General features: G+C 37.4%; 17 protein-coding genes. 8 read left to right on the top strand and 9 right to left on the bottom strand.

Annotated features, from left to right (window positions below; genetic code table 11):
- Nucleotides 1–22 precede the first annotated feature (22 nt).
- The 7 genes from AC07UV_RS03240 (at nt 23) to AC07UV_RS03210 (ending at nt 8448) form a co-directional block, all read left to right on the top strand.
- On the top strand, nt 23–1297 hold the full coding sequence (locus tag AC07UV_RS03240) for a parallel beta-helix domain-containing protein (RefSeq protein ID WP_282253436.1): 1275 nt from the start codon (nt 23–25) through the stop codon (nt 1295–1297).
- Between the two features lie 2 nt (nt 1298–1299).
- Nucleotides 1300–2376, top strand: a complete 1077-nt coding sequence (locus AC07UV_RS03235; protein ID WP_495182713.1) for an SO2930 family diheme c-type cytochrome — start codon at nt 1300–1302, stop codon at nt 2374–2376.
- Between the two features lie 39 nt (nt 2377–2415).
- Nucleotides 2416–3813, top strand: a complete 1398-nt coding sequence (locus AC07UV_RS03230; protein ID WP_495182712.1) for an aldehyde dehydrogenase family protein — start codon at nt 2416–2418, stop codon at nt 3811–3813.
- 25 nt (nt 3814–3838) lie between these two features.
- Complete coding sequence (locus AC07UV_RS03225; protein WP_495182711.1) at nt 3839–4429, top strand: LOG family protein; 591 nt, start codon at nt 3839–3841, stop codon at nt 4427–4429.
- A gap of 134 nt (nt 4430–4563) precedes the next feature.
- Complete coding sequence (locus AC07UV_RS03220) at nt 4564–6723, top strand: TonB-dependent siderophore receptor (protein WP_495182710.1); 2160 nt, start codon at nt 4564–4566, stop codon at nt 6721–6723.
- Between the two features lie 7 nt (nt 6724–6730).
- Nucleotides 6731–7750 (top strand): ABC transporter substrate-binding protein, encoded by a 1020-nt coding sequence (locus AC07UV_RS03215; protein WP_495182709.1) that lies wholly within the window; start codon nt 6731–6733, stop codon nt 7748–7750.
- Nucleotides 7747–8448, top strand: a complete 702-nt coding sequence (locus AC07UV_RS03210) for a class I SAM-dependent methyltransferase (protein WP_282253442.1) — start codon at nt 7747–7749, stop codon at nt 8446–8448. Before AC07UV_RS03215 ends, AC07UV_RS03210 begins: the two co-directional genes overlap by 4 nt.
- A 389-nt stretch (nt 8449–8837) precedes the next feature.
- Here the strand turns inward: AC07UV_RS03210 and AC07UV_RS03205 are convergent, their stop codons facing one another.
- From AC07UV_RS03205 to AC07UV_RS03165, 9 genes are all read right to left on the bottom strand, one after another.
- The gene (locus AC07UV_RS03205) at nt 8838–9632 is read right to left on the bottom strand and encodes a (Fe-S)-binding protein (protein ID WP_282253443.1); all 795 of its coding nucleotides are present in this window, start codon (nt 9630–9632) and stop codon (nt 8838–8840) included.
- Between the two features lie 7 nt (nt 9633–9639).
- On the bottom strand, nt 9640–10938 hold the full coding sequence (locus tag AC07UV_RS03200) for a 4Fe-4S dicluster domain-containing protein (protein ID WP_282253444.1): 1299 nt from the start codon (nt 10936–10938) through the stop codon (nt 9640–9642).
- Nucleotides 10939–11117: 179 nt separating this feature from the next.
- Nucleotides 11118–11798, bottom strand: coding sequence for a TetR/AcrR family transcriptional regulator (locus tag AC07UV_RS03195; protein WP_282253445.1), 681 nt, complete (start codon nt 11796–11798; stop codon nt 11118–11120).
- Nucleotides 11799–12251: 453 nt separating this feature from the next.
- Nucleotides 12252–12818 carry an OmpH/Skp family outer membrane protein gene (locus AC07UV_RS03190; RefSeq protein WP_223582251.1) on the bottom strand — a complete coding sequence of 189 codons (567 nt, stop codon included), beginning with the start codon at nt 12816–12818 and terminating at the stop codon, nt 12252–12254.
- 104 nt (nt 12819–12922) lie between these two features.
- The gene (locus tag AC07UV_RS03185; RefSeq protein WP_282253446.1) at nt 12923–13456 is read right to left on the bottom strand and encodes an OmpH/Skp family outer membrane protein; all 534 of its coding nucleotides are present in this window, start codon (nt 13454–13456) and stop codon (nt 12923–12925) included.
- A 391-nt stretch (nt 13457–13847) separates the two neighbouring features.
- A complete protein-coding gene (gene bamA / locus AC07UV_RS03180) occupies nt 13848–16412 on the bottom strand; it encodes an outer membrane protein assembly factor BamA (RefSeq protein WP_282253447.1) in 2565 nt (854 codons plus the stop codon).
- Nucleotides 16413–16527: 115 nt separating this feature from the next.
- On the bottom strand, nt 16528–17265 hold the full coding sequence (gene uppS, locus AC07UV_RS03175) for an undecaprenyl pyrophosphate synthase (RefSeq protein WP_223582256.1): 738 nt from the start codon (nt 17263–17265) through the stop codon (nt 16528–16530).
- 235 nt (nt 17266–17500) lie between these two features.
- A complete protein-coding gene (locus AC07UV_RS03170; protein WP_282253449.1) occupies nt 17501–18385 on the bottom strand; it encodes an NAD kinase in 885 nt (294 codons plus the stop codon).
- 50 nt (nt 18386–18435) lie between these two features.
- Nucleotides 18436–19098 (bottom strand): CBS domain-containing protein, encoded by a 663-nt coding sequence (locus AC07UV_RS03165; protein ID WP_223582266.1) that lies wholly within the window; start codon nt 19096–19098, stop codon nt 18436–18438.
- A gap of 245 nt (nt 19099–19343) precedes the next feature.
- Between AC07UV_RS03165 and glsA the strand changes: the two genes are divergently transcribed.
- On the top strand, nt 19344–20177 hold the full coding sequence (glsA, locus tag AC07UV_RS03160) for a lyso-glycine lipid O-acyltransferase GlsA (RefSeq protein WP_120260633.1): 834 nt from the start codon (nt 19344–19346) through the stop codon (nt 20175–20177).
- Nucleotides 20178–20179 lie beyond the last annotated feature (2 nt).

The following is a 20179-nucleotide window of genomic DNA, read 5'->3' as shown; positions in this document are numbered from 1 at the left end:
ATAAATCATAAAAAGATAAATCATGAAAAGACATGTAAAAAACAGGCTCATAATGGTGTTCATAGGACTCGTCTTTTGGAGCTGTAAGAATCAACAAAGTACAGACTATAATGTGTTGACTTTTGGTCCGGGGCAGGAGGAAGCGATTGAGGAGGCTTTTCTGTCGATTAAAGATAGTACAAATATACACTTGAAAGCAGGTAAATATCGTTTTGACAATCTGAGTATCGCCCAGGTAAATCATATTAAAATTGAAGGCGAGGGGCATGATAAAACAATTGTGGATTTTTCGGGACAGACACAGGGAGGTGAGGGGATTCGTATCACTGATGTCAAAGGACTAACCATCGGAAATATGACGATCCGGGATTCAAAAGGTGATTTATTGAAGATAAATAACAGTCAGGACATCATTATTGCAGATCTACATAGTATATGGAGTTCGGCTGATTCTACCAGTGGTGGTTATGGAATTTATCCTGTACTCTGCAAGAATGTACTGATTGAGAATTGTTATGCAGAGGGCGCTTCTGATGCGGGTATCTATGTAGGACAGACCAAAGGAGTGGTTGTAAGAAAATGTAAGGCATTCAAAAATGTAGCTGGTTGTGAAATTGAAAATACAACAGATGCCGAAGTATATGACAATGAGTTTTATGGCAATACAGCGGGTTTTCTGATTTTCGATTTACCCGATCTGTCACAGCGCGGTGGCCATGTGAAAGCTTATCGAAACAAGATCTATGATAACAATTTCAGAAATTTTGCGAAAGGAGGAAGTTTTGGGACTTTTTGGGGCGTAGGAAACGCCTCTCCAGGAAGTGGAATTATTATCCTTTCCACCTCAAATATCGAAATATATGACAATACGATTGAAAAAAATAATACTTCGGCGATTACTATAGCTTCTGGTTTTGCTGTAGATGAAAAAGCTGCTGAACGTATCAATGCCAATTACTCGCCAATACCGACGCATATTAAGATCCATGGCAACACCATAAAGATGGAAGACAAGTTCCCACAACCGGCTTATGAACATCGTATTGGCCAATTAATTATTGCTACTGAGGCACAGCTGAATGCCGTTGAACCCAATCGTTCTGTGAAAAGAATCCCTGCGATCCTATACGATGGAATCACCAGCAACATTATGACCAATGGTACTTCCTTAAATCCGGATTCTATTTGTATTGACCAGCCCGGTGAAAATATGTTTGTTTCGGCAGATTTTAAACATGCGGGGCAAGCAGATAAATGGAAACCATCAAGTAATGTGAAACCATTTCAATGTAAATAACTGTGAGAAATATAAAATTGACCATTGCTGTTATCATCGTTTTGACTGTATTCTCTTTGACGTTGCAACAAAGCTGCCGACAGGGAAAAAATAAATCAGAACAAACCAATACATCTTTCGTATTTAAAGAAAAACTGTCTGATTATGGGTTTTTCAAGGGAAAGCTAAGTAGTCTATTACCGCAAGAGGGGGTGCTTCCGTACGACCTAAGTACGCCTTTGTTTTCAGACTATACGGTTAAAGATCGTTTTATTGTTCTTCCACAGGGAAAATCAATGGAATATACTGCACAGGGACCTTTGGATTTTCCTGATTCAACCATAATTGTTAAAAATTTCTCCTATATCAATGTTCAGGGACAAAAGGTGGTCATCGAAACCCGCTTGTTGGTTAAAGATCCGATGGATCATAACTGGAAAGTCATGAATTACCTTTGGAATACGGAGCAAACGGATGCAGTTAAACATATTAGAGGATCGAAACTGGCAATCACGTTGGTCGATAACTCTGGTAATAAACATACAACAAATTATATGGTGCCGAATACCAATGATTGTAAACGTTGTCATAATAATGCATCGAAACTAATGCCAATAGGTCCTAAAGCGCGTAATCTGAATTTTGTGCGCGCCGGCGATTCTATCAACCAATTGACCCGTTGGAGTTCTTTGGGATTGTTGAAAAATATGCCGGACTTGAAGAGTATTTCACAACTCCCGGTATGGACCAATACGGAAAAATACAGTATTGAAGAACGTGCCAGAGCTTATTTGGACGTCAATTGCGCACACTGTCATACGAAAGGCGGTGATGCATTTAATACAGGGTTATTTCTCAATTATGAAGAGAACGAACCGGCACATCTGGGTGTGGGTAAAGCGCCCGTATCTGCAGGAGGTGGGGCTGGTGGTTTAAACTTTGATATAATACCCGGAGATTCAAAGCATTCGATCTTGCTTTATCGGATGAATAGTACCGAACCGGGTACGGCAATGCCCGAATTGGCCCGAAGTATTATCCATAAGGAAGGTGTGTATTTGATCCGGCAATGGATAGATAATATGCCCAAGAAAAAATAAAAATATCATCACCTTTCAATTTATATTAATTAGAACAGTATGATTGAGCAAATAGATTCAATATTTCAGCAACAGCAACTCTTTCAAATCGAATTACGACAGAGTGATGCCCAGCAACGGATAAAAAAGCTGCGTAAACTGCGTAGTGCGATTGAAAGTAACGAAGATTTAATTTATGATGCATTAGCGAAAGATTTGCGTAAATCAAGAAATGAGGCCGCAATAAGTGAGGTACTATTTATCTATGGTGAAATCGATTTTGCTATTCGCCATTTGCAAAAATGGATGCGACCCAAACGCGTAGGGAGATCGGTGACAAACTTGCTGGCAAAAAGCTCGATCGTCTATCAGCCCAAAGGAGTAGTTCTGATTATATCGCCCTGGAATTATCCTTTTCAGCTTACAATGAGCCCCTTGGTATCTGCGATTGCTGCTGGCAATTGCATCGTACTGAAACCCTCTGAACATAGTCCATACACAGCAGCAGTGATTCAGAAGATGATATCCGAATCATTTGATGTGAAAGAGATTGTTTGTATTGAGGGTGAAAAATCTACAGCGGAAACTCTTTTGAAGCTTCCTTTTGATCATATTTTCTTTACGGGAAGTTCTATCGTTGGTAAACTGATTATGAAATCAGCCTCTGATCATTTGAGTTCTGTAACCTTGGAGCTCGGAGGGAAATCGCCAGTGATATTGGATGAAACTGCCCATCTTGAAAAAGCAGCAAATAAAGTAGCCTGGGGAAAGTTGATCAATGCCGGTCAGACTTGTATTGCACCAGATTATGTTCTTATTCCGGAAAAGCGACGTGACGAATTTGTTAGATATTATTTAAATGCTGTAAAAAAGATGTTTTTTACAATAGATGGTAAAATAGATCCTACTGTCTACGCGAAAATTATTAATCAGAAGCATGCTGATCGTCTTCTTACATTGATCAGGAACTCGGTCCAAGGAGGAGCCCGATTAGTTGAAGGAGGTGTACTGTCTGAGGATTTAACGTTGAGTCCGACATTGTTATTAGATGTTTCATTGGATAATGCTATCATGGGTGAGGAAATCTTTGGACCTATTCTTCCAGTGATAACGTATGGAAAATTGGAAGAAGCAATTGCTATCGTAAATCGAAGTGAAAAGCCTCTCGCATTGTACATATTTAGCGAAAACAAACATGGTATCCAACTGGTAGTCCAGCAAGTAGCATCAGGCGGTGTTTGTATCAATGACGTACTTATCCATGTTTCCAATCCTCACCTGCCATTTGGTGGTGTTAACGGTAGTGGCCAGGGAAGTTGCCACGGTTTTTTTGGCTTCAAGGCATTTTCACATGAACGAGCTGTGATGCGTCAATCCAGATACGCACTTTCTACATTGATTTATCCACCCTATACAGGAAAAAAAATAGTATTTAAATTGCTGAAAAAATGGATTTAGGTAGCTTAATTTTTTATACTTGTATATGAATAAAATCAAAAGCATTGTTGTGTTTTGTGCTTCCAGTTTAGGCAATTCCAGCATATATGAAGATCAGGCAAAATATGTAGGTTATACTTTTGCGCAGCGAAACGTTCAGCTGGTGTACGGGGGCGGCCGTGCAGGATTAATGGGCGTGGTTGCCAATGCTGTTTTAGAAAAAGGTGGTGAGGTCATTGGCGTAATTCCCCACTTTCTAAACTCAAAGGAAAGGGAACATCGCGGCGTAACAAAATTAATTACGGTGGATAGTATGCATGATCGTAAACGAATCATGAATGATCATGCTGAAGGAATAATAGCTTTGCCGGGAGGATTCGGAACCCTTGAGGAGCTTTTTGAAATGATTACCTGGGGACAACTCGGTCTACATCGTAAGCCAGTGGGAGTATTAAATATTAATGGCTTTTATGATCATTTGATCAAATTTATGGATCATATGGTTATTGAGGGACTTTTAAAACAGGAGAATAGAGAAATGCTGTTGATAAGTGATTCAATTGAAGATCTATTAAATAAGATGGAAAACTATGAGGCGCCAGAGGTAACAAAATGGATTGACAAGAATGAGATTTGAGCGGACCTTATTGTTTTAATGACCACTTAATTTCTAATTGCATCTTAATATTGCTCTTATGGTTTGTTAAGATGGTTCTTATTGTGTTTTAATGTTGTTTTTGGATTTTTGTAACAAAAATTCTTTATCTAATTATGTTACAATTCAAAGGCCTTGTTACACCTTTATTAATTGCTGCTCCTTTTTGTCTTAATGCACAGACAGTTTCATCTGACTCCTTAAAATCATTGAAAATTGATGAAATAGAAATCACCTCTAAGTATTACAGGCGGTATAATCCAAAACAATTGTCTGAAGCATTGCGCTTGGAAACTTCTTTATTGAATGTTCCGCAGCATATTCAGGTCATTAACAGCGAGATTTTTCGAGATCAGGCGGTATTGAACCTGAATGAGAGCGCTACCCGCAATGTAAGTGGAACTTTTAGAGAGGAATTACATAATGGTATATCCCCTGATATATACTCGCGTGGGGGCTATATCAGTGCACAACGTAATGGCGTAGATATGCGTCCATTGGGTAAGGGGCCAATCGCCGATGATCTGGCAATTATTGAAAGAGTGGAATTTGTAAAGGGACCGAGTGGCTTTATGCATGCCATTAGTGATCCATCCGGTTCCTATAACATCATTACAAAAAAACCAACAGGAGAAACCAAAAGGAGTTTCGATTTGCTAACTGGAAGTTTTGGTTTGTTGCGTGCCGCTGTAGATTTGGATGGGCAACTTGATAAACGTAATAAAGTCCAATACCGTTTAAATGTCATGGGCATGCGTGGTAATGGATTTCTTAAACATGATCGAAATAATAGATTGTTGTTTGCTCCCTCATTAAAATGTCAATTTAGCGATCGCACATCAATAACGGCCGAATACATCTATCAACAATTGAACTATCTTCTCCTCAGTGAAGCACAGATGTCCCCCTACGGTTATGGTACACTCCCGAAAGATTTTACCATTACCGACCCAAGTATACGACCTTTTGTAGGTAATGACCATAATGCATTTTTGACATTTCAACATAGATTTAAGAGTGATTGGCAATTGACAACAAAATTGGCGTACATCCGTAGTGGCTATAATGGTACATTGTTTTGGGTGAATGGTGCGAATGCTCAAAATAAAGATATTTTGGATAGAAATCTAGTTTACGATTCGAATAAGTACAGTATCTTTTCTACGCAGGCTTACGTGAATGGATATTTTAAAACTGGAAATGTCGGCCACCGTATTATCACTGGAATTGATATCAATAATAAATTATCCCGAAGTTGGGATACATGGGACGCAGCGACAGCAGTCTATCCGCTGTCCATTACGAATCCACAGTATTCAGAAACGATCCTCAATACTGGTGTAGGCGGCGATTCTGCTTCGGAGAATGATTTTACTTCCGAGGGAAGTAAAATACACCGACGGCTGTTCTATGTTTCGGCTTATGCAATGGATGAATTACTTTTTTTGGATGAAAAACTGCGGATTACCCTTGGTTTACGTGTCACTGCATCAAATGGCAAAACAAATGATTATGGAGCAAAGAGTAATTCCGAAGATGTTGTTTTAACCCCACGGTTGGGAATCAATTATGCATTGGATCAAAATACTTCGCTCTATTTCCTACATGACCAGAGTTATTTGCCACAAGCAGGGATTTCCGTGGATGGTACAGCGTTAAAACCTTTAGAAGGAGTAAACTATGAATTAGGGATAAAACGTGACTGGATGGAAGGAAAATGGAATACAAGCGTTTCAGTGTATCATATTGAAAGAAATCGTCTGATCACACCTGACCCAGTATCCAATCTGATCTATCAGACCGGGGAAAGTAAATCCAGAGGAGTTGAGTTTGACCTTAAGGGAAGACTGGCAAAAGGTCTGAATGCGGTGATCAACTATGCTTACACGGATTCTAAAATCTCTGCCGACGAAATGAAATCAGAAAATATTGGGATGGCCACGCCCAATCGGGTAAAGCATATTCACAATACTTGGTTGAATTATCTGTTGCCTATTGAGCGCGTAAAAGGTTTAACAGTATCCTTGGGATATCAGTTGCTCATTGGTCGAGCTGAACGTTTTACATCAACGAATCCTGTAGCCCTAAAAGATATCTTTCGATTGGATGCAGGAGCAGGATGGAGCAATGACAAGTATCGTATTAATCTAATCGTCAATAATCTATTGAACGAAAAAATGTATTCTACAGCTTGGCGTAATGGTAGTGGAAATATGTACTATTGGGTACAAATGGCACCTATACATGCAAGGCTCTCATTCGGAATAAATCTGTAAAAAAACGATGAAAATAAATTTTATAAAAAAACTTATAGTGATCCTATTTCCTATTTGGATTGGCTGTAGTGGCGAAAATCAAACAGGGAAAACGAATGGAGTGGCTGTAGAGGTAATCGATGCACAAGGGCAACTTATTGCGCTAGAGAAACCGGCAGAACGTATCGTATGTTTATATGAACCTGGATTGGACGCGCTATATATGCTGCAGGCTGAGCATAGAATTGTTGGGCTATTTAATGATGTTTATTCCAGTGATGAGCTATTTCCTTTCTTTTCGAAAATGGATAGCCGGATACTGGAGCGAAAACTACCCGTGGTGGGCGCAAATAATCAGGGAAGTGTTGAACAGATTGTTGGACTCAGTCCAGATTTGGTAATCGTACATGCTGGTCAGGCGGATTTAATAGAAGGCTTACGAAATGCTGGAATGAAGGTGTATGCAACGAAAGCCGAATTGAAAGCAGAGGTGTTTAAAACGGTGGAGGATATTGCAACACTTACAGCTAGTACAGAAAGAGGGATGGAGTTGATTTCCTATGTAAAGCAGAAAGAGGAGCTGATCAAAAAACGTTCTGATACCATTTCAATGAAACGGCGGGTATATTTTACCTGGGCTTATGGACGTGTTTTTTCGACAACAGGTACAAAGAGCATGATGCACGCTTGTCTGGAAATGGCCGGTGTCGAAAATGTCTGTCCTTTTGAGTTGGATCAACCCAATATTAACGCGGAAACATTGATCAGCTGGAACCCAGATATGATTGTTATGTGGAATGATAGTCCACACTTATTTTATAAACGAAAAGAGTTTGCGGATATTCCTGCGATAAAGGAGAAGCAGATTTTTAATCTATTGCCAATGTTTGTCTACAATCCACATACGTTGAAAGCGCTTTGCACAGCAACGGCAATACATCATTGGGCGTATGATAATAAGCAATTAGGTCAAAAGGGGCAGGTTGAAGAAATTATTACCCATCTTTATGGAAAGCAAAAAGCTGATAAAATTATAGATTTATTATGATAATTAACAGGATTACATCGTACTGGGACAAACAGAGTAAGATTTGGCGTGAAGAGAAAGAAGAGGCTTGGTCCCAACCAGAAACAGCAAATTGGTTGAATTTCTTCGAAGAGATATTGCTAGACCCAAAGTTGGGAGGAAAGAATATTCTGGAGATAGGGACTGCTTCAGGATACTTTGGTAATATTATGACCAAGGCAGGCTTTGATGTGACCGCTATTGATCTCTCGCCAAACATGATAAATGAAGCAAAACAGGTTTCTAATGTATTAAATCTAAAAGTGGATTATCATGTAATGGATGCTCAAAATTTGACATTTGATGATGATAAATTTGATCTTGTTTTTACACGTCTTATGACCTGGACGATTCCCGATTTATTAAAATGTTATGGTGAAATATTTCGGGTATTGAAGCCCGGAGGAATATTTATAAATTTTGATGGTGATTTCGGAGCGACAGTTTTCAGTCAAGAGGGACATAAAAGATATCCTAAAGAAATTATGGAAGAGGCAAATGTCATCAAATCTAATTTAGATATAAGTAAACATAGCCGACCTGAAAGAGATTTATATCTATTGGATAAGGTAGGTTTCACTGATTTGAAAACCGATAATGAAGTTCACAATAAAATCTATTCGAAAACAGAAGCAGGAGGTGGATTATTCATGCTGAGTGCTGTAAAACCGATGTGCTAGTCTTCTATTCTATCCTGTTTTTTTTTATTAAAAAACTGATAATGAGGTTGCAAAATTTTAGAGTTGCGGCCCCATTGTGGTAAAGTCCTTGATTTTTTAAGAGTTATGGTTTGATCAAAATTTTCTACGAAATGATCAATAGATATTTGGGAGATGAGCTTTATTTTTGAAATGGTTAATTCGTTGGTTTGACTTGACCGCGGGGGATAACATATATTCCCCATTGCTAACCGTATCATAGGTATCCTTATTTTAACCGGTAGGATACCTATTGCGGTTAGTTTTCCCCGGTGTTGAAAGGGGACTTGTTACTCCTTTTAGCAAAAAAGAGGCTCGATTGGAAGATCGAGCCTTTCTTATTTTATTTCGTAATTTCTGAGCCGAAACTTTTAAAGTTTATTTGCGCGGGCTGTTATTTCAGCAATGTCGAGCACTTCGATTTCGGACTCTTTCTCCTTTATTTTGACACCATCCTTTAACATCGTCATACAGAAAGGACATGCAGCTGCAACAACATTAGGCTGTACCGCAATGACCTCTTCAATACGTTCAATATTAATATCTTTTTTGCCTTGTTCGGGTTCCTTAAACATTTGGCCACCACCGGCACCACAGCATAGTCCATTACTTTTGCAACGTTTCAATTCAACAAGTTGCGCATCTAGACTTTCAAGCACTTTTCGAGGTGCTTCATATACTTCATTTGCCCGTCCCAGATAGCAAGGGTCATGATAGGTTATTTTTTTACCTTTAAATATGTTATTGTCAGCTGGTTTTAATTTGCCAGTATCGATGAGATCCTGGATCAATTGGGTATGATGGATGACTTCGTAGTTACCACCCAGAGCTGGGTATTCATTTTTAAGTGTATTAAAACAGTGCGGACAGGCGGTTACAATTTTTTTAATTTCATAGCCATTCAATACTTCGATATTCATCATGGCCTGCATCTGAAATAAAAATTCATTTCCACTTCTTTTTGCGGGATCACCAGTGCAGCTTTCTTCAGTTCCAAGAATCGCATAGTTAAGCCCAACATGCTGGAGAATCCGACAAATATCACGTGTTATCTTTTGAGCGCGCTCATCAAAACTACCAGCACAACCCACCCAAAATAATATATCGGGAGTTTCTCCCTTAGCTAACAGTTCTGCGACTGTTGGAACTTTTAATTCATTTTCCATCCTTAAACTATTGTTGTTGAGTCCAATTTGCACGGTCCATTTGCGCATATTTCCATGGAGCGCCATTATTCTCAATGTTTCCAAACATATTATTGATACTTGCAGGGGCCTGAGATTCTTCCATAACTGCAAAACGACGAAGTTCGATGATAATATCCAATGGATTAATATTGACAGGACATTGCTCGACACAGGCATTACAGCTTGTACATGCCCACAATTCTTCCCGGCTGATATAAGTATCTATAAGAGATTTTCCGTCCTCAACGAAGCTACCATTTGCCTTAATATTATTGCCCACTTCAGCTAATCTATCCCTTGTATCCATCATTATTTTTCGTGGGGATAGAAGTTTTCCCGTGATATTAGCTGGACAAGAAGAGGTGCAGCGACCACATTCGGTACAAGTATAGGCATCCAGTAGGCTTTTCCATGTTAGATCTTGAACATCTTTGGCTCCAAAGCGGGCTGTGGCATCTGAAGAAGGCGGAGTGAAGCTTGGATCAAGCATCGCTTTTACTTCATTGGTTACCGCTGTCATATTGGATAATTTCCCCTTGGCGTCCAAGTTTGAAAAATATGTATTGGGAAAAGCAAGAACGATATGTAAGTGTTTTGAATAGGGTAGATAGTTTAAAAAAGCTAATACGCCTAATATATGGAACCACCAACAAAATCTTTCGATCATATACAGCGTAGTAGTGGAAGTCGGAAGATAAGGTAATAAATAATGACTTACCGGAAAGGAGCCAACAGCATTAAAATGTTCAAATCCATAAAGCTGTAATTTGAGATCTGTGGCATTCATTAGAAGGAAAGCCGACATAAGCAGAATCTCTGTAATCAAAATAATATTAGCGTCTGTTTTTGGCCAGTTGTTAAGCTCTTTGCTGTTCAGACGATTTACTTTGACTACATTTCTTCGAATAAGGAAGATCACACAAGACAGTAGCACACCAAGTGCTAGCCATTCAAATGACCCAATCAAGAAGTTATAGAAGCCTCCTAAAAAAGAAAATACCCGATGAGTTCCGAATAAACCGTCGATAATGATTTCCAACATCTCGATATTGATGATAACGAAACCCAAATAGACAAATAAATGTAGGATGGCGGGAATAATCCGCTTAAACATCTTTTTTTGTCCTAAGGCAATCAAAAACATTGTTTTCCAACGTTCTGAAGCCCTGTCGGAACGATCTAAATCTCTACCTAACTTGATATTACTATAGATCTGTCGTGCATTTTTACCAAAGAAAAATAATGCGCCTAAAAAACAAACTGCGAATAGTAGCTGACCTATCATATGCTCGAATATTGGTTACATAAACAAATATACCATAATATTTTTGTTATGCTAACATAATAAAAATAAATCAGAAAATAGGATCGATCAGCTAATTTTCTAGAAAAATAATGAATAGGAAAAGGGGAAATCAAGAAAGAAGCCTCCAAGAAATCGCCGGGATTTTTTGGAGGCAAAGATTATTTGGATAAATCTATATCAGCAAATGCTTGCTTAAGAATTTTTTCGACAGTTTTTTCAATACGGGCCTTTCCTTCTTCTGTATTGATATCAATACCGCAGAAAGTACTTCCTGTCGATTTAGCCTGTAGACTTAAGTAGTAAATTCCACTGACAAGTAATGCAAGTGTAGCTCTTATGTCAGTTTCAGAATGCTCAAATTTTGGATCAAAGTGTTTAAATAATTCTTCACCGAGAACTTCGCGCCTATCCGCTATATTTTTTAAAGCTTTTGTTTTTTCACCCAGTCCCCAATGGATGATTTTCTGTTTGGTTTTATCTTTTAAAAATGTATTCAACTGGGATTTAAGTAATTCGTTGACCAAAGCAACATCAATATCGGTTGGATTTGATATCATTTGCTCTAAAACTCCTTTATCTCCGATTTGCCAAAAATCCTTTTGTGTTAAGTAAGCTTCTACTAGTTGATCAAGACCTCCAAAATAATTCCAGATAAGCGCTTTATTTAAGCCGCACTCCAGTGCAATATTCGGGCCGTTCAGCGCATGGTAGCCTTTCTTTTGGATGACTTTTCCCACTGCTGCGATCATCCGCGCCTTGGTACGTTCTTTGTCTCGGATGGGACCGGATGTTACTTTTCTTTCTTTCTTTGGATGATCCTCAGTTACTTTCTTTTTCATTAGAATAATTTGTTTATTCATTACCAGTTTGTTTTCAAAAGCATTTATACTGCCTTTGGCGGTATTATTAAGAATGAAACTATCATAGACTCAATCGTGTAAGTCTTTGAGCTAAATTTAAGCTCATGATGATTTCATACGAATAAAACCATTTTAGCAACGAAGCTTCCATGAGTTATCCTATTCGTTCGTTAATAAACAAATTTGAGCTCATGATGTTTTCATTAGGGTAGATGTATATTTTTTCTACAATATCTAAATTTTAGCTGGTAAAAGCAAGAAATCGTATTGTAGATTTTTATTCCTACTGATAAATCCATTTTATTCGATCCTCAAATAATCATTTTGAGAGTTTTCTAGCGGATTATCTTAATGCATGAATAGTGGGAGGGGCAATAAAAAAAGGGATTATTCACGTGAATAATCCCTTTTTTTATCGTATATAATATGTTATTATTTTTTCGCTGGTACAGCAGGAGCTGCTGTTGCTGAGATACCTAGTTTTGATTTAACAGCTGCAGTCAAATCTTCGCCACCTTGGAAATAAGGAATATTTGTGCTTGAGATGTCAAATACATAAGCCATACCTTTTTCTTTGGATACTGCGCTTACAGCATCAGCTACTTTTCTTTGAATAGGAGTGATCAACTCATCTTCTTTTTTTTGCAATTCTTCTTGAGCAGTTTGTTGTGAAGTTTGAATACGCGTTTGCATATCTTGAATTTCTTGACCTAACTTGTTAAGTTCAGGATCTAGCGTTTCTTTGTTTGCTTCACTTCTAGTACGTAATTTATCAGTTCCTTCTTTCTGTTTGGCCTGTAACATCGTCACCATCCCTTGAATTTCCTTTGTTTTAGTCTCACTCAATGTTTTCAATTGACCTTCAGCTGTTTTATAATCTGAAGTGGCTGAAATGATTTCAGCAAAATTGATGTGACCAATTTTTTGCTGCGCATTCGCAAATTGAGTTGAGAAAAATACTGCCACTATAGCAACCGCACCTTTTAATAAGTTTTTCATGCTTTTCATTTTAATCTAATACGCCATCTCTATGGCAATCTTTTTAGTTTTCTAATTAATTACTACTTTTATTACTTGTGTCCACAATGATAATAAACTCCTGCTTAGTTTGCAAGACTAGGATTAGGTTTATAACCTAATTTTGTAATGACATCATTACTTTTGTTCAATTTTGAATTCGCATAAAGGAAAGTAGACTCTTTGCCTTTGTCCATGATGAAGTCAAAATTCTGTGCCGAGGCAACATCCTGTATTGCTTTTGCAACGCGGTCTTGAATAGGTTTAACCAATTGAACCCGTCTTTTGAACAGCTCACCTTCAAATCCGAATTTTTGTTTTTGATAATCTTTTACCTCTTTTTCTCTGGTAACGATCTCATCCTCGCGACGACGACGCATATCCTCGTTTAATAAAACTTGATCTTTTTGATAAGCCTGATATAACTTTTCTATTTCAGCATATTTTTGATCGACCTCTTCCTGCCATTGTTTAGAAAGATCATCTAATTGTTTTTGGGCAGTGGTATATTCGGGAATGTGTTTTAGGATATATTCTGAATCTACATATGCAAGCTGTTGAGCAAATGTCGCTGTAGCACTCACGACTACAAAAGCTATAACTAACAATATTTTTTTCATATTTCCTGTAAGTTTTATAGACTATAATTTATTATTTAACATTAATTTACTTTATGACAATGGACAAGCCCAAAAGTTTAATCTGAGAAGTCGTCTTAAATAAATTTACCGCTCAAAAATAACAAAAAAGATGCAATCTAACAGATATTTCTCGGGTTTAACACTATTTAACTTGTTGGCCGAGTCTCTCTATACTTTTCCAAAGGGGGCTTTATGGCTAACCTTTGTTGCTAAAAACAAGCTTGCTTCAATATAGGAAGATTTATGATATATTCTGCGTTAAATCGAATAAATAATTTTGTGGGCCGTATATAAAAAAAGCTATCGCAGAAACTGCAGATAGCTTTTTCATCCCAATAAGGATATATCTTAGTGATTGGATCAACCTGAGTTAAAATCCGCCCATATTTTGCATAATACTGAATGTGAAGTTTTGTTTCCACGTACTGCTTGGTAAACCTGGAATAGGATCAAATGCGTGACCGTAGTCAATCCCCAACATACCGAAGATAGGTAAGAAGATACGTGCACCTACACCTGCCGAACGACGAACCTTAAATGGGTTGTATTCTGTGAATTTGTTCCAGGTATTACCTGCTTCTGCAAAGGCCAGTACATATACTGTTGCTTGGTCATTTAACATAACAGGGTGACGCAATTCCATTTGATACTTGGTGTAGATCGGGCTACCTGAGTTTCGTGCTACGTTTACATTTTGAGTACCCTCTGGGATAATTACACCATTTGCATAACCACGCATCGCGATGATCTCAGAACCTTGAAGGTAATCGAATCCTTGCATACCGTCACCACCGACCTTGAATCGTTCGAAAGTAGAAATTTCTGTTTTGCTAGAATATTTTCCTAAGAAACCAAACTGTGCCTGAGCTTTGAAAACTAATTTACCTACAATTTTTGCATACCATTGTGAATCGAATTTCCATTTGTGGTATTCAGTCCAGCGATAACGATCTTGAGGTGTACCATTCTTATAATCAATGTTATTGAATAGTGAATAAGGTGGCGTTAATTGCACAGAGAATTTGATATTCGAACCCGAAGTAGGGTAAATTGGCGCATCAATCGAGTTACGGCTAAATTCTTGTGTTAAGTTGATATTGTATGCTGTACCATTATCAAATAAGAAATAGTTCCCGTAATTCTGAAGTTTATACCGTTGGAAAGACAATGAGGTATTTGCTTGGAACCAGTTGTCTGGCCACTGTAGGCGTTTACCTAAAGTCGCAGTAATACCCGTCATCCAAATACGGTTTAATTCCGAATCTTTTACAATTTGTTCACCTGTATAGTAGTTGAACCCGCCATACGATGAACTAGAGGTATAAGCACTCAGACCAAAGTATATGGGTTTTTTTCCGCCTAACCAAGGTTCAGAAAAGGAGAAGCTATAGGATTGATAACGTTTACCTGATGTCTGACCACGTACACTTAATTTTTGGCCATCACCACGAGGTAGCGGTTTCCATGAGCTTTTATCAAAAAAGTTACTTGTAGAGAAGTTATTGAAAGTCAAACCTAGTGTACCTATGATCTGTCCGGCTCCATAACCTCCTGAAAGTTCTACCTGATCGGATGGTTTCTCCGTTACATTATAAACGATATCTACTGTTCCTTCCGCATAATTTAAATTGCTCGGAACTGGATTTGTTTTTTGTTCATCAAAATTTCCCAACTGTGCAATTTCACGAACACTACGCATAATTTGCTCTTTTGAGAATTTTTGTCCTGGTTTTGTATAAATGGAACGTAATACAACCCGGTCATTTGTGACATCATTACCTTTTACAATAACGTTGTTGATTGTATACTGTGCTCCTTCATAAACACGTAAATTTAGATCGATAGTATCGTTATATACACGTGTTTGCTCAGGGTCTACTGAGAAAGTCAAATACCCATCATTCATATAGATGGATGATATATCATCCGAATTTTTGCCTCCACCTAACAACTTAGTGCTCAGTTTTTCTTCCGAGAAGACATCACCACGTTTGATTCCTAGAATTTTATTTAATAAGGTGTCCGAATATTTTGCATTTCCTGTCCATACAATATTACCAACATAATATTTAGGACCTTCATAAATATCAAAATTTACCAATACATTTTTTTCACCATCTCGGATGATCGTATCTTTTAAGATCTCAGCATCGCGATAACCCTTGGCAGCCATTTTTTTGATCAGGTTTTCTTTACCTTCTTTGTATTTCTCTTCTTTGAATTTACCTGGACCAAACACGCGGTACCACATTTTTTGCTTGATTGGCTTTGCCATTTTCCGCAGATCTTTTTGCGAAAAATGTTCGTTGCCTGTAAAAGTCATTTTTTTGACTCTTACCTTATGTTTTTTATCCACATCAGCAATTAAGATCTCATTGTTAGCTTGCGCCGAATCCTTAACTGTTTTTAGTGTAATTTCTGGATATAAAAAAGCTTTTTCTTTTAGAAAACGTTGAATTGTTGCACGAGTGGTATTCATCAAATTTTCATTGACAATTTTACCTGTATTACTATTTAAACGTTTACGGACTTCTTCCGTTTGGCTTTTACTTAGTCCATTAATATCAATACGTGTCAAACGAGGACGCTCTACTACACGGATGGTCAAAAAGATGTTTTCGCCTTCAATTTTTTCTGCCCATAATTCGACATCATCGAAGAGGCCTTGAGCCATCATGTCTTTTACTACTTTCGCAGTCGCTTCACTTGGGACTTCCAAATATTGACCTACAGACAATTTAGATATGGTAATTAATACATTCTTATCCAAAAATTGTGTTCCAGTTACATCAACAGCACTAATTACATAGTTTTTAGGGTTGAGATAACTGATTTTTTCGGGGTCATTTAAGTTGAACGCACCATTTTGCTGTCCATAGACAAGTTGCATTGATGAGAGACCAAAAAATAGTATTACGGGTAGTATACGCTTCATTTATCTTTAATTATTGGCGCTAAAGTACACCAATCAGTTGTTAATTTTTGTTAATTAAGAAAATTTAACCAGCTTGTTTTTTATTCAAATCAGTTGACAAATTTAATAAAATCATTTATAACTGTTCACTTGTTTTTCCAAACCTTCTTTCTCGTTGCTGATATTCTACAATTGATTTATATAAATCTTCTTTTGTAAACTCTGGCCACATCTTGTCTAAGAAGCATAGTTCAGAATAAGCAATTTGCCACAGAAGGAAATTACTAATCCGAAGTTCTCCACTAGTTCTGATCAATAAATCTGGATCTGGCAAGTCTCGGGTATAGAGATTGGCAGAGAAAATATCATCGTTGATCTCTTCTATGTTCAATTCTCCTGCTTTAACTTTTCTAGCCAGATTTCGGGTGGCTTCCACAATTTCTTGACGAGAACTATAGCTAAGGGCTAGGGTTAGGGTACAGTGTGTATTGTCTTTGGTAGCGTCAATTGTTTCCTGAAGCTTTTTTTGTGCGTTCGATGGAAGCTTGCTGATATCTCCGATTGCGTTTAATCTGACACCATTTTCTTGAAATGTCTTGATTTCCTTTTTTAAAGAGGAGACCAAAAGCTCCATCAGCGCTATTACTTCTAATTTTGGTCGATTCCAATTTTCAGCTGAAAATGCATAGAGGGTAAGAAATTTAATGTTGGCCTGAACACATCCTTCTAGAGCCTCTCTTACCGCTTTCACGCCATTTTGGTGTCCAAATACACGAAGTTTGCCTTTCTGCTTTGCCCAGCGACCATTACCATCCATGATAATGGCAATATGTTGGGGTAATTTAATGTTATCAATTTGATCTAAAAAGCTCATTGTTGCTATTTTCAATAAAATTAACACCTTTAGCCTTTTACAGCTTATTTGTGTGTTAAAACCAGGTACTGGCTTTCTGTATGTTACCTTCAAACGAATTTTTACCTCCCAAGGTTAATCTGTTTGATCATTATTTTTGAAACCTTAATATAGATACCATATGTATCTTATCTGTATTTAGTTCTTCCAAATATCGATTTTTAATTGGTAATTCAGAAGCACAATATAATAAAGATTAGTAGTTTCTGACATCGATGCCCCAAAGCAGTTTTTCCCTCAATGTGCTGAAAAAGCTCTCGTGTGGAAGACGAATTAGATTGATCGTAAATGGAGCTTGTTTAATTGTCAGTTTAACTGAGGTATCGATAGACTCATTTTTGGAGTCACAACTGAGTATGTATTGATTGCTTCTGCTCTCAATTTCAAGTTCAAGCGTGAATTGATTTGAAATAACGATCGGTCTGACGTTAAGGTTATGGGGAGAAATCGGTGTAATGACAAAATTCCCGCTTTCAGGCATAATGATCGGTCCTCCACAGCTCAAGGAGTAGGCTGTGGAACCAGTAGGGGTAGCGATAATCAGCCCATCTGCCCAATAAGAATTGAGTAGTTCACCATTAATCCGTGCATTGACTGTGATCATTGCTGAGCTGTCATAACGAAATACTGTAATATCATTAAGGGCATAATGATTACCCTGGAATAAATTGATCTGTTCAGACTCCACGGAAAGGAGAACACGCTTTTGGATATCATAACGATTGGCTAATATATCCTCTATAGCATGTTCGAAGTCATTTTTATTAATAGAGGCCAAAAAGCCTAAACGGCCAAAATTAATTCCTGCAATGGGAATACCAGAGTCTCTAATGAGCGATACTGCTGACAACATTGTTCCATCGCCACCTAAACTTAGCATGATATCAACATTGTCTTTAATTTCCTCATACTTATGATAAGTAGGGAAACTAAAACCACATTCAAACTGCGTTGTCAAGAACTTATAAAAAGGATCATAAACCCAAATATCGACGTTTTTACCAACGAGATATTTAAATAAGTGCTTCACATGTGCTATAACGGAGGGTTGAAACTCTCGTCCATATATCGCAATTCTCATATTTTTTGAATTTATGGGGCAAAGATGAGAAAAAAACTAATCTTAATTAATTAAATATTGAGGTAATTCATAAGCTGTTGATAACGTTCGGCTGTATCATCAAATGCGGCAACAGTATTGTGTGTCTCCATAATTATATAATTATGCCTTAAGAATGAATTAAGTAGCGCATTGATATTGGATTTGTCTACCTTCAAAGTGACTTCAATCGACTCACTTTCGAGATTTATTTTTGTAGCACAATTGAGAATTCTACAGTTGTCACTCTCTACCAGATGTGCAATCTGAGATAATGAAAAGTCATGTAGTCCAATTGACAATACAATAATAGCCCCAGATTCATTTTGAGATTGGATTAACGAAATTGCCTTTAAAATATCCAATTGTGTAGAAACACCAATATATTTGTTATCTTGATCCAAAATAGGGACTAAGGAACTATTATATACGGTTGTCATTACCAATGCATCGTAGGGATGCTGATTAAATCTGAGCTGTATCGGTGCTGTGTTAATTTTAATGGAGGAGATCGGAGCTTCGTCATTGTCGGCATCCAATAAAATAGACTCGTTGACGAATCCAATATATTCATCCCCATTTAAAACAACCAATTCTTTACAAAGCATGTCTTGTAGTTTTTCTAATGCCTGCTGTATTGAATCAGCTTTTTGAATGCTGAAATCTGCGTTTGAAAGAAATTGTCCTATTAACATATCCAAACTTAATAAAAAAAATGATGTGAAAGGGAAATTTTTGTAGATCAGAATCTTTAAGAGGGTGGGAACTTTTTTGTGTTTGGTGGATAAATTAAAAGTAAGTAATCACATTATTGCAAATAAGTACAATTTTAATGTTTAAAATTGTACTTTTATTAGCATTCTGTTAGTATTTTTGTCCGCTATTTGAGATATGCTTAAATGGGAGGCAACTAGTTTTTTTAGTCAGAAAAATAAGATTGATGGTTACGAGTGAGAATAAAAAATTTATTGATATACGCGAGGTTATTCACAAAAAAAATGCGGGACTAGCAAAGTGGATTCCGTCCTTCCTGTTAAACTATCTTAAAAGAACCATCCATGAGGATGAGATCAATGATATTATGACACGTTTTGCTGATTTGCAGGGCCTGGATTTTGTTGATGCGTTAATCAATGATTTGGGCGTGACTGTGAATTTATATGGCGCAGAAAATATTCCTGAGTCTGATCCTGTAATTTTTGCATCCAATCATCCTTTGGGAGGTTTAGATGGTATTGCGTTTATGCATGCGATAGGAAAGCATCGTCGGGATGTGAAATTTTTGGTTAATGATATCTTATTAAATATAGGTAATTTGAGACCTTTATTTGTAGGTGTAAATAAACTAGGTGGTCAGGGGAAACAGGCTATATCGGCAATTGAGGAAGCGTACGGGGCGGATGATGCCTTACTTGTATTTCCGGCGGGTTTGGTCTCCAGAAAGCAAAAAGATGGGCGTATTGAGGACCTGGAATGGAAAAAAAGTTTTATTAGCAAAGCGAAAAAATATAAAAAAGATATCATTCCGGTACTTATTGACGGCAAAAACTCTAAGTTTTTTTATAATTTTGCAAGGCTTAGACAAAAAATAGGTCTTAAGGTAAACATTGAAATGTTATATTTACCCGATGAAATGTTTGCCCAGCGCGGGCACACCGTTAACATTATAGTAGGAAAGAGAATCCCTTATACAGCGTTTGATCAATCAAAAAACGAAAAGACTTGGGCTGAAGAAGTGAAAAGAAGGGTTTATGGATTAGCTCAAGAAAAATAGAA

Source organism: Sphingobacterium sp. GW821-FHT03E03, from assembly GCF_059420745.1.
Note: the sequence above shows the minus strand (reverse complement) of the source record. Positions and strands in the feature narration are given on the sequence as shown.

What these genes read in the sequence shown, in the direction of transcription:
- AC07UV_RS03240 (WP_282253436.1), top strand. Translation starts at nt 23, where the DNA reads ATGAAAAGACATGTAAAAAACAGGCTCATAATGGTGTTCATAGGACTC.
- AC07UV_RS03230 (WP_495182712.1), top strand. Translation starts at nt 2,416, where the DNA reads ATGATTGAGCAAATAGATTCAATATTTCAGCAACAGCAACTCTTTCAA.
- AC07UV_RS03225 (WP_495182711.1), top strand. Translation starts at nt 3,839, where the DNA reads ATGAATAAAATCAAAAGCATTGTTGTGTTTTGTGCTTCCAGTTTAGGC.
- AC07UV_RS03220 (WP_495182710.1), top strand. Translation starts at nt 4,564, where the DNA reads ATGTTACAATTCAAAGGCCTTGTTACACCTTTATTAATTGCTGCTCCT.
- AC07UV_RS03215 (WP_495182709.1), top strand. Translation starts at nt 6,731, where the DNA reads ATGAAAATAAATTTTATAAAAAAACTTATAGTGATCCTATTTCCTATT.
- AC07UV_RS03210 (WP_282253442.1), top strand. Translation starts at nt 7,747, where the DNA reads ATGATAATTAACAGGATTACATCGTACTGGGACAAACAGAGTAAGATT.
- AC07UV_RS03205 (WP_282253443.1), bottom strand. Translation starts at nt 9,632, where the DNA reads ATGGAAAATGAATTAAAAGTTCCAACAGTCGCAGAACTGTTAGCTAAG.
- AC07UV_RS03200 (WP_282253444.1), bottom strand. Translation starts at nt 10,938, where the DNA reads ATGATAGGTCAGCTACTATTCGCAGTTTGTTTTTTAGGCGCATTATTT.
- AC07UV_RS03195 (WP_282253445.1), bottom strand. Translation starts at nt 11,798, where the DNA reads ATGAAAAAGAAAGTAACTGAGGATCATCCAAAGAAAGAAAGAAAAGTA.
- AC07UV_RS03190 (WP_223582251.1), bottom strand. Translation starts at nt 12,818, where the DNA reads ATGAAAAACTTATTAAAAGGTGCGGTTGCTATAGTGGCAGTATTTTTC.
- AC07UV_RS03185 (WP_282253446.1), bottom strand. Translation starts at nt 13,456, where the DNA reads ATGAAAAAAATATTGTTAGTTATAGCTTTTGTAGTCGTGAGTGCTACA.
- bamA (WP_282253447.1), bottom strand. Translation starts at nt 16,412, where the DNA reads ATGAAGCGTATACTACCCGTAATACTATTTTTTGGTCTCTCATCAATG.
- uppS (WP_223582256.1), bottom strand. Translation starts at nt 17,265, where the DNA reads ATGAGCTTTTTAGATCAAATTGATAACATTAAATTACCCCAACATATT.
- AC07UV_RS03170 (WP_282253449.1), bottom strand. Translation starts at nt 18,385, where the DNA reads ATGAGAATTGCGATATATGGACGAGAGTTTCAACCCTCCGTTATAGCA.
- AC07UV_RS03165 (WP_223582266.1), bottom strand. Translation starts at nt 19,098, where the DNA reads ATGTTAATAGGACAATTTCTTTCAAACGCAGATTTCAGCATTCAAAAA.
- glsA (WP_120260633.1), top strand. Translation starts at nt 19,344, where the DNA reads ATGGTTACGAGTGAGAATAAAAAATTTATTGATATACGCGAGGTTATT.